Here is a 12,272-nt window from a genome sequence, read left to right as displayed (position 1 = left end):
CTGTCTGATTGAGACAGAAACCACAACGTCAAAACACCACATAGAAGGATAAACATAAATGAGCACAAATAATGACGACCCTTTCATCAGACGCTTCATACGAGCAGCTGAACGACAGGCTATGCAGAAAGCACTCAAGCCAGTTGAGAAGAGCAGCTGTATCAATGAGTCAACTGTAGAGGCTGTACAGTCACCTACGGTTGAGCAAACTGATATAGAACAATACAAGTCGACCATCACACGCAAGATGATTGATTTTATTGCTAGGCGGAAAGATTAATAACAGCAACAAACATCACAACTAATTACAGAAGGAAATAATAGAATGACTATCACAATCAAGGGTGCCCCTCGGAAGTTTGACCAATCTCAATTGAAACAGCGTCAGGCAGGTTATCACCATATGTATCGGAATACAGCCCAGTGCTGCACACCAGTTCATGATGAAATTGCCTTCGGCTTTTTAACAAAGGTAATCGAATTGAATAACGCTGGCTATACCCTTTCGAGCAAGTACCCAATTAGTACATCGCCTATGTCGTATCACGCGCATATGGTCAAGCCTGATTCAGTTCAGGTAGTTGAACTAGAAGCGATTGATGAGCGAGTAAAGCAAGAGTATATTGATGAGTTGCAATCAGAACTCACAGAGTACCGCGAACTGCTTAGGCTGCAATTGCTAGAAAAGGCGGAATTGGCTGAGCAGAAGAAGATTGCAGACAAGAAAGCAAAGTTGAATGCTGAGGTGCAAAAAGAAATTGATGATGCTTTTGGCATTCAAGTTGTGGTGCCTGAGTAATCCGAAACACCACCTGCAAGCCTCTATAATCAAATCTGAGCTTGATCATAATGTTACCCAAAACATCTAAGCCCTTGCATGCCTAACAGCATTCAGGGGCTTTTCTGCATCTACAATCTTTACACTGTAGATAAAATGGTCAGAATCAAGTGATAACCATCACCATGGCCTTCATAAGTAATAAAGCAAAACAGGATTGAATCAGGTGTCTCAACACAGTCTGTATCAGGTGCATTCCTGGTCATTCATGTGACAGCCTACTGTGCAAATACCGCTAAAGGGCTGATTTTTACTGACGTCTGAGCGATTCCGGTTAAGCACAGTCGTCACTTTCTCCAAAGATTCCCTTCGGGTTAAAGCAAATACAAGCAAATGCAGCAAAAAGGTTGCATACACTTGTTATAGCTTGTTGTAAACAGCCACTCGTCGGATTAATTTGCTTCACTGCTTCCCTCCATGGAATCTTCGTTTCGTACCCACCTTGAGGTACGGCAACCAAGGAATGAAAATATGACCAATGTCGAAATGCAACTACTCCAAGCGATCTATGGTGGGCAGAAAGCCGCCAAGGGCGAGGAGTACGAAACATGCCGCCGACTTATCAGTTATGGCTTTGTTAAGGGAATCATCACTTCAAACCTCAGAGATGGTAATAGTTATGGGGCATTGGAAGTCACCGCAAATGGCCGAGAGCAGCTAATCCTCTAATCACCACCGCCCACGCAGCCCACGCCTGATCACCAAAGGCTGCTCCTATCACCAGTACATTCGTGCACATCACACTCCAATAAATAATGCAATAGGGTAAAAAGTATTTGCTGTCATGTTAACACTCCTTTGACGAGCGACAGCGATATGTTAATATGGATTCACACCAGCCAGATGCAGGACAAACCAACATGAAGATCATCGCCTACTACCGCGTCAGTACAGATGGTCAAGGTAAGAGTGGTTTGGGTCTGGAAGCACAGCGTGAATACGTGCGACTAGCTGTCGAGTCCAACAACTGGACAATCATCGGTGAGTTTGAAGACACTGCTAGTGGCACCATTGCACCGACCGAACGTGAGCAGTGCAAAGCAGCATTGGAAGCGTGTGTAAAGCACGGCGCCACGTTGGTAGTCGCTAAGCTTGATCGTTTGTCACGCGACGTTGAGCACATTGCTGGCTTGATGAAACGTGTACCTTTCAAGGTGGCGACAATGCCAACCGCTGATTCATTCCAGTTGCACATATACGCCGCACTAGCACAGCAGGAGCGTGAGTTCATTGCACAACGCACAACTGCCGCACTCGCTACTCTCAAGACCAAAGCAGACAACGGTGACAAGGAAGCCCAAGCCAAGGTGGCACGTCGTGACGCTGGTAGAGCAGCAGCACACACCAAAGGAACAACAGCAGCTACAGCAGCAGCACAGGCCGTTGCAGACATCAATGCAGAATCACTTCGTCAAGCGATCCAGTCGGGAATGTTTGAAGGTGTTACAACCTTGCTCGGCATGGCAAATTACTTGAATGTCAAAGGTGTGAAAACAGCGCGTGGTGGTAAGTTTGCACCAATGACTGTCAAGCGAATTGTGGAACGTCTTGGTCTGGCCTTTCCATAAGACTCTGCAATGCTGTGTGAGCGGTGATAGTTGTGGGTCGCTGTCATGGCGTTACAATTCAGTTAGAAGTGCGTCAGCGGCGCTTACAGGTGCTCCCATGGATTTATCGATTCTTATAGACCCCATCTATTACCCGAAGTCCGGGTCGTTAAGACAGCCAGCGAACTTTCTGGGCTTGCGAGGGATTTGGGCCCACTGAATATTCTTACTCGACTCACCACCGACTTCCAAAAATAGGGGGGAAATGGTTTTGAGTGAAAGTTAAGTGGTCAAACTGAGTGGTCAAATGCAAAACCGACCAGATACAAAAAACCCCCGCAAATCAAAGACTTGCGAGGGCTTCTATGTAATGGCGGAGAGATAGGGATTTGAACCCTAGGTACTGTCGCCAGTACAACGGATTTCGAATCCGTCCCGTTCGGCCACTCCGGCATCTCTCCAACGGCGCGCATCATAACAGCTTGGTGAAAAAACGCGAACCCTTTTTTCAAAATTTCCGCGTTCTTTCAGATGCTTGCGGCGATTTGCGCTTTAGAGCGGCACGCCCAGACGCTGGGCCACTTCTTCGTACGCTTCGATGACGTCACCGAGGCCCTGACGGAAGCGGTCCTTGTCCATTTTCTTCTTGGTGTCCTTGTCCCACAGGCGGCAGCCATCCGGGCTGAACTCGTCGCCCAGGACGATGGAGCCATCGCTGAACACGCCGAATTCGAGTTTGAAGTCGACCAGCAGCAGGCCTGCGTCGTCGAACAGCTTGCTCAGGACGTCGTTGACCTTCAGCGACAGCTCCTTCATGCGCACCAGTTGCTCGGCGGTGCCCCAGCCGAATGCCACGACGTGGGATTCGTTGATGAACGGATCGCCCTTGGCGTCGTCCTTGAGGAACAGCTCGAAGGTATATGGATTGAGCTTCATGCCCTCTTCGACGCCCAGGCGCTTGACCAGGCTGCCGGCGGCGTAGTTACGCACAACGCACTCGACCGGAATCATGTCGAGCTTCTTGACCAGCACTTCGTTGTCGGCCAGCAGTTTGTCGAACTGGGTCGGAATGCCGGCCGCTTCGAGCTTTTGCATGATGAAGGCGTTGAACTTGTTGTTCACCATACCTTTGCGGTCGAGCTGTTCGATGCGCTTGCCGTCGAACGCCGAGGTGTCGTTGCGAAACAGCAGGATCAAGCGGTCAGCGTCGTCGGTCTTGTAAACCGACTTGGCTTTGCCGCGGTAGAGTTCTTCACGTTTTTCCATGATGGGCTCCGCTTGCAAAATGTCTGGGCGAGTCGCCCGTTAAAAACCGCTGGGCTGTCGCCCCATTTGGGACGCTAGGCGATTTCGCGCCAGTCGAGCCCTGAATCTTGATCGGCCAATTGTAGCCAGTCCGGATCGCACCCGAGGGTGTCGACGAAACATTGCCGGGCCAGATGCGGCAGGTTGTTCTTGCTGCTCAGGTGGGCCAGCACCAGGTGTTGCAGGCCCTGCCATCCCAGCTCGTTCACAAGGCTTGCAGCCTGGTGATTGTTCAAGTGTCCGAATTGCCCGCCGACCCGCTGTTTCAGGAAGTACGGGTAATGTCCTCGGGCAAGCATGTCGCGGCAGTGGTTGGACTCGATCATAAGCGCGTCCAGACCACGATAGCTCTCCAGCACCGACGGACAGTACGACCCCAGATCGGTCAACAGACCAAAACGCTTGCGCCCGTCATTGAAGACGAACTGCGTCGGCTCCAGCGCATCGTGGGCCACGGAGACCACATCGATGCTCAGGTCGCCGATTTGCAACCCCTGCCCGCCTGTCAGTCTGATCCCCGCTTCGACCGGCTTGCGCATGCCGCGCAGGGTGCCGTCGCTGAGATAGACCGGCAGATCGTAGCGCCGAGACAGCAAACCCACGCCATGCACATGATCGGCATGTTCGTGGGTCACAAGAATGGCGCTCAACTGATGCCCGCTGATGCCGAGCCTGTCCAGCCGCCGCTCGGTTTCCCGCAGGGAGAAACCGCAGTCGACCAGTACGTAGGTGTCGTTGCTCGCAATCAGCGTGCCGTTACCCCGGCTGCCGCTGCCCAGATTTGCGAAACGCACTTAACCGAGGTTGTCTTGAATGACGCTCAATACGCGACGGGCGACTTCAGTCGGCGCCACGGTGTTGATGTTCTTCTCGACCGTTACCTGAACGTTGTCACCGACCTTGCTCAGGCGAACCTGATAACGCTCGGCGCGGGCTTCTTTCTGTTCTTTGGTTTCTTCACTGCCAAACATGCGAGCGAAGAAGCCAGGTTTGTTTTCCGGCTTGTCGGCTTTTTCAGCAAGGTTGATGTAGTACAGACCCAGGCTGCGGTTGATGTCTTCAACGCGCCAGTCACCCTGCCCCAGGGCGCGGCCGACACTGGACCAGGCGCGATCGAGGTCGGCACCCAAGTTCAGCACCGGGTTGCCGCTGCCGTCTTCGCTCAGCGAAACGCGGCTCGGGGTATCGAAGTCACGCGCTGCCAGCAGGGACACCGAACCGCCCTTCTCGGCAGTACGGGTCAGGCTTGCCAGCATGTCGTCGGTCAGGACCGAATCCAGGCCGACGTTGGTGCTGCGCGACGGGAAAGCGGGATCATCGCTGCTGCCGGCCGGACGCTGGACACTGACGATGTAGACTTCACTGGTGTTGCGCTGCACGCCCGGCTCGATGCGAACGCGAACGCGGGTTTCGGTGCTGGCGCTGTCGCCGGAGGCGCCCATGCGCTTGGCAACCGACGCAGACAACTCGTCCATGCGCTGCCAGGTGGTGTTGAATTCACCGGTAGCAGGACGGTCTTCGGCGATGCGGAAACCGTTGTCTTCGAAATACTGGTGAGCCACTGGCCAGACTTCGGCCGGGGCACGCTGAGCCAGGATCCAGCGGTTGTCGCCGCTCTTCTGCAGAGTGTAGTCGCCGGAGTCCTGAGCGGTGGCCAGAGGCTGCGGACGCGGTACGTTGAATTCACCCTTCTGGGTGTCATCGGCTACGTTGCGTGGAATCGGCAGCAGCGGGTCCAGGCGCTTGGCTTCCTGGACGCCTTCAGGCAATTGCATCGGTGGTTTCTGGGTGGCTTCCAGGTAATCGCTGCTGCGATCACGGAAGTAACCGTCCTGACCAAACAACCAGCTGCAACCGCTGGTGCTGGAGATAATCAAGGCTAGTGCGGAAAGTCCGGCCAGTCGCTTCATTGCGTAGTGCTTCCTCATTAAACCAATACACCGGACTGGCGCAGGGCCTGACGCAGCGGCTCGTGGCATGACTCGCTGAGCCAGGTGAGCGGCAGACGGATACCGTCCGGCATCAAACCCATCTCATGCAGGGCCCATTTCACGGGAATAGGGTTCGATTCGATGAACAGGGTTTTGTTCAGCGGCATCAGTTTTTCGTGGATGGCGCGGGCGGTGACGGCATCACCGGCCATGGCCGCCTTGCACAGGTCGGACATGTCACGCGGGGCGACGTTGGCGGTGACCGAAATATTGCCCTTGCCGCCGAGCAGAATCAGCTCGACCGCAGTGGCGTCGTCGCCGGAGTACACCAGGAAGTCGCTGCTCACGCCGGCCAGGATGTCCTTGGCGCGCTGCATGTCACCGGTGGCTTCCTTGATGGCGATGATGTTCTTGACCTTCGACAGGCGGATCACGGTCTCGGCCTGCATGTCGCAGGAGGTGCGACCCGGCACGTTGTAGAGGATCTGCGGGATGTCGACGGCTTCGGCGATGTGCTTGAAGTGCTGGTACAGGCCTTCCTGGGTCGGCTTGTTGTAGTACGGGGTCACCAGCAGGCAGGCATCGGCACCGGCGTCCTTGGCGTTGCGGGTCAGTTCGACCGCCTCGCGGGTGGAATTGGCGCCCGTGCCGGCGATCACCGGAATGCGGCCAGCAACCTGCTTGACGACGTGACGAATGACTTCGATGTGCTCGTTGACGTCAAGCGTCGCCGATTCACCTGTAGTGCCGACGGCAACAATGGCGTTGGTGCCCTCTTGCAGGTGAAAGTCCACCAGTTTGCTCAGGCTGTCCCAGTCAAGACGACCCTGCGCATCCATAGGTGTGACCAGTGCCACCATACTGCCCGCAATCATGCAAACCGCTCCTGCCGGAAAAAGAGAGCGGTAATGGTACTGGCGCCATGGTCCTTGCACAAGGCGAGCATTCCCCTGAGCGACGGTTTTCGCTACCCTTCGGTCTTTGATCGGTACTGGTCATCTGCGCAGCTCGTTCGACCGTTCGTATTCGTCGTCGCAAAACCCCGTTCCAGCCTCGTCGTCGCTTGGTGTGACTGGCTCACACAAGCCACGTGTGACAGTGGTCCGGGCCGTAGTTGCGAGTCTTTCGTTCGTTGAATCCGCCGCACAAGCCAACAATGTACCGACCGCTCATCGCTTAGGAATGCTGCATGTCGTCCATCCCCACAGTTCGCGAACAATTCCTTGTCATCAGTGCCCTTGGCGCCAACCCAATGGAGCTGACCAACGTCCTGTGCCGCGCCAGTCATGAAAACCGTTGCTCGGTGGTCAGCTCGCGCCTCACTCGTCACGGGGAATACAGTGCCTTGATTCTGCAGATATCCGGTAGCTGGGACGCCCTGGCGCGTCTTGAAACCGGCCTGCCGAACCTGTCGAAGAAACACGCGTTCACCGTCAACGTGGTGCGCAGCGCTTCGCTGGAGAGCCGTCCTGAAGCCCTGCCGTATGTGGCCTACGTCAGCTCGGCGTATCGCCCGGACATCATCAATGAGCTGTGCCAGTTCTTCATCGATCATCATGTCGAGCTGGAAAACCTGATCTGCGACACGTATCAGGCGCCACAGACTGGCGGAACGATGCTCAACGCGACGTTCACCGTGACGCTGCCCGCCGGCACCCAGATCAGCTGGTTGCGCGACCAGTTCCTGGACTTCGCCGACGCTCTCAATCTCGACGCGCTGATCGAACCATGGCGCCCGCAAGCCCCAATGTAAGGAAACCCGCATGGCTGTAGAACTGGACAAACCCGTTGCCGACTTTCAGGTACAGGCCACCAGCGATCAGGCTGTGAGCCTGTCTGCGCTGAAGGGTCAGCAAGTGGTCATTTATTTCTACCCCAAGGACAGCACCCCTGGCTGCACCACCGAAGGCCAGGGCTTTCGCGATCAGTACGCTGACTTCAAGGCAGCCAACACCGTGGTGTTCGGTGTGTCCCGCGACAGCTTGAAGTCTCACGAGAACTTCAAGGCCAAGCAGGAATTCCCGTTCGAGCTGATCTCGGACAAGGACGAGTCGCTATGCCAGCTGTTCGACGTGATCAAGCTGAAGAAGCTGTACGGCAAGGAATACCTGGGCGTGGATCGCAGCACCTTCCTGATCGACAAAGACGGCGTGCTGCGCAAGGAATGGCGTGGCGTGAAGGTCCCGGGGCATGTCGCTGCGGTGCTGGAACAGGCTCAGGCACTCGATAAAGCCTAACGGGCTGATCAATCCCACGCTGTAAGTTGATCGTTCCCACGCTCTGCGCAGGAACGATCATCAACAGACCTTCGCTACAACAACGGCGCAACCGTCGGCTCATTCCTCGGCCAGGCATCCAGCACGGCCTTGAACAGGGTCGCCAACGGGATCGCGAAGAAAATCCCCCAGAAGCCCCACAGCCCACCGAACAACAGCACCGCGCAGATGATCGCGACCGGGTGCAGGCTGACCGTCTGCGAGAACAGCAGCGGCACCAGTACGTTGCCGTCGAGCGTCTGAATGATGCCGTAGACCGCCATCAGGTAGATGAACTGATCGCTCCAGCCCCACTGGAACAGCGCGATAAAGGCCACCGGTACCGTCACCACCACCGCGCCCACATATGGCACGACCACCGAAATCCCCACCAGCATCGCCAGTAGCGCCGAGTAATTGAGGCCCATGGTGACGAAGGCGATGTAGGTCACTGCGCCACAGATGAAGATCTCGATGACTTTTCCGCGAATGTAATTCGCGATCTGCCGGTTCATTTCCTCGGCCACACGGGTGATTAACGTACGCTCGCGCGGAAGATAGCCTCTGAACCAGCGGCCAATCATCCGGCGGTCCTTGAGGAAGAAGAACACCAGGATCGGCACCAGCACCAGATAGATCATCATGTTGACCAGCAGCGGCAGGCTCGACAGGGAGAAGGTCAAGGCCCACTGGCCAAACTTGCCGACTTCGCCACGGGCAGTGTCGATGGCCTGTAGCACCTGCTCATCGGACACCAGATGCGGGTAGCGCTCCGGCAACAGCAACAACAATGACTGCCACTTGGCGAGCATCCCCGGCAGCTCGTTGAACAGCGTGATCAATTGATGCCAGAGCAGCGGCACCAGGACCAACAGGAACACCGCCAGCGCGCCCATGAACAAGGCGAAGACCAGCCCGACCGCGCCCCCTTCCGGCATCCGCAGGCGCTCCAACTGCGCGACCATGCCCTGCATCAGAAACGCCAGCACCAGCCCGGCGAGCACAGGTGCCAGCATGCCGCCCAGAGTGAGGACTATCGTGAACGCCAAAAACAGCAATACCGCCAGCACCACTGCCTCTTCATCCGAGAAGTAGCGCTGCATCCAATCGCGAAGCACTTTGAACATCAATGAACCTTTGGGGCCGAGGGTAAAAGGCGAAGCAGTGAAAAGGGTCAGGCCTTGCGTAACCAGTACAGATAAATGCCATTGGCCGATTCTTCATGCAACAGCGCATGGCCCGCGAGCCTGGCGAAAGTTCGGAAGTCTCGCTGGGAGCCGGCATCGGTGGCGGTCACCTTGAGCACCGCGCCACTGGCCAGGCGGTTGAGTTCCATTTTCGCCTTGAGCAACGGCAGCGGACAATTCAGGCCACTGGCGTCCAGCTCGGCATCGCATGTCGCGGGGCGCCCCACAGCGTCAGACATCGTTTCTCTCCGGGTAGACACATCCAATTACATAGAAACTGTAAGAAGAACATTCATACAGACTCGCCAGAATACCCCACTCTGGTCAGCAAGCCATTGAGCCAGCTACAGTAACGACTTTCTGCCTCAGAGTTTCGTGCATGAATTTTTTGCGCCCCACACTGCTGACGCTCGCATGCCTGCTGGCAGCCCCGACTTTTGCGGACGATCTGCCGTCGCTTGGCGATGCCAGTTCGTCCATCGTCTCACCACAACAGGAACATGACCTGGGCCGCGCCTGGCTGGGTCTGTTGCGCGCTCAAGTGCCGCAGTTGTCCGATCCGCAACTCAAGGACTTCGTCGAAACCTCGGTCTATCGCCTGGCCGAAACCAGTCAGGTGCAGGACCGACGTCTTGAGTTCATCCTGATCAACACCCCTGAAATCAACGCGTTCGCTGCACCCGGCGGCATCATCGGGGTCAACGGCGGTTTGTTCCTGCACGCAGAAACCGAAGGCGAATACGCAGCGGTACTCGCTCACGAACTGGCTCACTTGTCGCAACGCCACTTTGCCCGAGGCGTACAGGCGCAGCAACGCATGCAGGTCCCGGTGATGGCCGCGATGCTGGCGGGCATCGTCATGGCGGCAGCCGGTGCAGGTGACGCCGGCATTGCCGCGATCGCAGGCTCACAGGCTGCGGCCATTCAGGAACAGGCCCGCTTCTCTCGCCAGAACGAGGCTGAAGCGGACCGCATTGGCATTCTCAACCTGGAAAAAGCCGGTTACGACCCACGCAACATGCCGACCATGTTCGAACGTCTGGCGCGTCAGTATCGCTACGACGCCAAGCCGCCGGAATTCCTCATGAGCCACCCGGTGACCGAATCGCGTATTGCCGACACCCGCAACCGGGCCGAGCAGTCCAAGCCGGGCGGCAAGGAAGACAGCCTCGGGTATCAGTTGATGCGCTCGCGTGTCGTGCTGATTTACGAAGAAACCCCGGGTATGGCTGCCAAGCGTTTCCGGGCACAGCTGGCCGAGAACCCGAAGAACGATGCCGCCCGCTATGGTCTCGCTCTGGCGCAAACCAAGGCCGGCCAGTTGAACGAAGCCCGCGATGAGCTCAAGCCGCTGCTGGAAAAGGCCCCGGACAACATCACCTACAACCTGGCCGCGATCAATCTGGACATCACCAACAACCGCTTCCCCGATGCTCAGCAACGGGTCAACCGGATGCTGGACCTCTACCCGGACGATTACCCACTGAATCAGGCCAAGGTCGATATCCTGCTCAAACAGTCCAAAGCCCCTGAAGCGCTGAAGTCTCTGGAAACGCTACTGAAGAGTCGCCCGGACGATCCGGATGTCTGGAATCAGGTGGCCGACACTCGCGGGCTTTCCGGCAATACCATCGGTTCGCACCAGGCTCGCGCCGAGTATTTCGCACTGATGGGCGACTTCAAGCAGGCTGTTCAGCAACTGGAATTCGCCAAGCGCCGGGCCAACAACAACTTCCAGTTGGCTTCGCGGATAGACGCCAGACAGCAGGAGATCATCGCGCAGGAACGGGCGGTGAAAGAGTTGATGAACTAGAAGCGGGCTCAATCCTGGAGCAACACAGCTTGCCGGCGGTGGCGATCTTGAGAACGCTGCCGCCGGCGAACCGGAGCGCTACGAATCAGGCGTTACCGGAGAGTTTGAGTCGAGCAGCCTGAGTGAAATCCAGCATCCGCTGCAACGGCCGCACGGCATTCGGGATAATCGCCGGGTCGACAAAGACTTCATTGGTGCCTTCGCGCAAGCACTGTAGAGTGCGGGCCAGCGTGTTCATCGCCATCCACGGGCAATGAGCGCAGCTGCGGCATGCCGCGCCGTTACCGGCGGTGGGGGCTTCGATGAAAATCTTGTCCGGGCACAGCTGCTGCATCTTGTAGAAAATGCCGCGGTCGGTCGCCACGATGAAGGTCTTGTTCGGCAGGGTCTGCGCGGCTTTGATCAGCTGACTGGTGGAACCCACCGCATCGGCCAGATCGATCACCGACTCAGGTGACTCCGGGTGCACCAGAATCGCAGCGTCCGGGTACAGCGCTTTCATATCCTCCAGCTGCCGCGACTTGAACTCTTCGTGGACGATACAGGCGCCGTCCCACAGCAACATGTCAGCACCGGTTTCGCGCTGAATGTAGCGTCCCAGATGCTTGTCCGGCGCCCAGATGATTTTCTCGCCGTTGTCCATCAGGCTTTCGACGATTTCCAGCGCACAGCTTGACGTGACGACCCAGTCGGCACGGGCTTTGACTGCAGCGGACGTGTTGGCATAAACCACAACGGTGCGCTCGGGATGCTGGTCGCAAAAGGTCGTGAATTCATCGACGCCGCAGCCCAGATCCAGCGAGCAGGTCGCTTCCAGGGTCGGCATCAGAATGCGCTTTTCAGGGGTCAGAATCTTCGCGGTTTCGCCCATGAATCGCACACCGGCAACCAGCACTGTCCTGGCCGGATGGTTCTTGCCGAAGCGGGCCATCTCAAGGGAGTCGGATACGCAGCCGCCGGTTTCTTCCGCCAGCGCCTGGATCACTGGGTCACAGTAATAGTGAGCCACCAAGACTGCGTCCTGCGCCTTGAGCTCAGCGGCGATCAGGCGGCGGTACTCGGCTTCTTCGTCCGGAGTCAGGGGCTTTGGCTGTTTGGCGTCCAGGTGCGCTTGGACCAGCAGGCGTTCGGAAATCTGTGTCATGTTCGCAGGACCTGAGTGCGCGTATGCGCGAACGTCGAGTTTACACCTGAACAACAGGCAACAAAAAAAGCGGGAAACCCTCACGGTCATGAAGTTTCCAGCTCCGGGCATGCCTCTTGGGGCATGCATCGATAGCGATTCGCCGTGTGCTTTCCTCCCGCCACCGCTGCCACTGTGACAGCCAGAGCGGGAGGTCGCGCAAAGCGGCGGCGAATGTATCACGTAACCCGTTGAGCGATCACTTACCGCCCG

The 12,272-nt window shown here is 56.8% G+C and carries 14 protein-coding genes and 1 tRNA gene; 7 read left to right on the top strand and 8 right to left on the bottom strand.

Features of this window, described 5'->3' with window-relative positions; translation table 11 throughout:
* The first annotated feature begins 58 nt into the window (after positions 1-58).
* From BWR59_RS12520 to BWR59_RS12505, 4 genes are all read left to right on the top strand, one after another.
* A complete protein-coding gene (locus BWR59_RS12520; protein ID WP_081565939.1) occupies positions 59-280 on the top strand; it encodes a hypothetical protein in 222 nt (73 codons plus the stop codon).
* A gap of 45 nt (positions 281-325) precedes the next feature.
* Positions 326-799 carry a hypothetical protein gene (locus BWR59_RS12515; protein WP_081565938.1) on the top strand — a complete coding sequence of 158 codons (474 nt, stop codon included), beginning with the start codon at positions 326-328 and terminating at the stop codon, positions 797-799.
* A gap of 510 nt (positions 800-1,309) precedes the next feature.
* A complete protein-coding gene (locus tag BWR59_RS12510) occupies positions 1,310-1,507 on the top strand; it encodes a hypothetical protein (protein WP_081565937.1) in 198 nt (65 codons plus the stop codon).
* Between the two features lie 191 nt (positions 1,508-1,698).
* On the top strand, positions 1,699-2,406 hold the full coding sequence (locus BWR59_RS12505; protein WP_081565936.1) for a recombinase family protein: 708 nt from the start codon (positions 1,699-1,701) through the stop codon (positions 2,404-2,406).
* A gap of 350 nt (positions 2,407-2,756) precedes the next feature.
* On the opposite strand, the gene BWR59_RS12500 is transcribed toward BWR59_RS12505, so the two are convergent.
* The 5 genes from BWR59_RS12500 to dapA form a co-directional block, all read right to left on the bottom strand.
* A tRNA-Ser gene (locus BWR59_RS12500) sits at positions 2,757-2,846 on the bottom strand.
* Positions 2,847-2,937: 91 nt separating this feature from the next.
* On the bottom strand, positions 2,938-3,651 hold the full coding sequence (purC, locus tag BWR59_RS12495) for a phosphoribosylaminoimidazolesuccinocarboxamide synthase (RefSeq protein WP_081565935.1): 714 nt from the start codon (positions 3,649-3,651) through the stop codon (positions 2,938-2,940).
* 74 nt (positions 3,652-3,725) lie between these two features.
* Positions 3,726-4,484 (bottom strand): MBL fold metallo-hydrolase, encoded by a 759-nt coding sequence (locus tag BWR59_RS12490; RefSeq protein ID WP_081565934.1) that lies wholly within the window; start codon positions 4,482-4,484, stop codon positions 3,726-3,728.
* A complete protein-coding gene (bamC, locus tag BWR59_RS12485; RefSeq protein WP_081565933.1) occupies positions 4,485-5,600 on the bottom strand; it encodes an outer membrane protein assembly factor BamC in 1,116 nt (371 codons plus the stop codon). It abuts the gene before it with no gap.
* A gap of 17 nt (positions 5,601-5,617) precedes the next feature.
* Positions 5,618-6,496 carry a 4-hydroxy-tetrahydrodipicolinate synthase gene (dapA, locus tag BWR59_RS12480; RefSeq protein ID WP_081565932.1) on the bottom strand — a complete coding sequence of 293 codons (879 nt, stop codon included), beginning with the start codon at positions 6,494-6,496 and terminating at the stop codon, positions 5,618-5,620.
* Positions 6,497-6,810: 314 nt separating this feature from the next.
* Between dapA and BWR59_RS12475 the strand changes: the two genes are divergently transcribed.
* Positions 6,811-7,374, top strand: coding sequence for a glycine cleavage system protein R (locus tag BWR59_RS12475; RefSeq protein WP_081565931.1), 564 nt, complete (start codon positions 6,811-6,813; stop codon positions 7,372-7,374).
* Positions 7,375-7,384: 10 nt separating this feature from the next.
* Positions 7,385-7,858, top strand: a complete 474-nt coding sequence (locus tag BWR59_RS12470) for a peroxiredoxin (protein WP_081565930.1) — start codon at positions 7,385-7,387, stop codon at positions 7,856-7,858.
* A gap of 74 nt (positions 7,859-7,932) precedes the next feature.
* Here BWR59_RS12470 and BWR59_RS12465 read toward each other — a convergent pair whose 3' ends face one another.
* Both BWR59_RS12465 and BWR59_RS12460 read right to left on the bottom strand, forming a co-directional pair.
* Positions 7,933-9,003 (bottom strand): AI-2E family transporter, encoded by a 1,071-nt coding sequence (locus tag BWR59_RS12465; protein WP_081565929.1) that lies wholly within the window; start codon positions 9,001-9,003, stop codon positions 7,933-7,935.
* 47 nt (positions 9,004-9,050) lie between these two features.
* Positions 9,051-9,302: a sulfurtransferase TusA family protein gene (locus tag BWR59_RS12460; protein ID WP_081565928.1), complete on the bottom strand. Its 252-nt coding sequence runs from the start codon at positions 9,300-9,302 to the stop codon at positions 9,051-9,053.
* Between the two features lie 140 nt (positions 9,303-9,442).
* Here BWR59_RS12460 and BWR59_RS12455 point away from each other — a divergent pair, with 140 nt between their 5' ends.
* A complete protein-coding gene (locus BWR59_RS12455; protein WP_081565927.1) occupies positions 9,443-10,876 on the top strand; it encodes a M48 family metalloprotease in 1,434 nt (477 codons plus the stop codon).
* A gap of 85 nt (positions 10,877-10,961) precedes the next feature.
* On the opposite strand, the gene nadA is transcribed toward BWR59_RS12455, so the two are convergent.
* Entirely contained in the window at positions 10,962-12,020 is a 1,059-nt protein-coding gene (nadA, locus tag BWR59_RS12450) for a quinolinate synthase NadA (RefSeq protein WP_081565926.1), read from the bottom strand.
* Positions 12,021-12,272: the final 252 nt, after the last annotated feature.

It is taken from the genome of Pseudomonas sp. Bc-h (assembly GCF_002080045.1).
GTDB lineage: Bacteria > Pseudomonadota > Gammaproteobacteria > Pseudomonadales > Pseudomonadaceae > Aquipseudomonas.
This window is presented reverse-complemented; position numbering and strand designations above follow the sequence as displayed.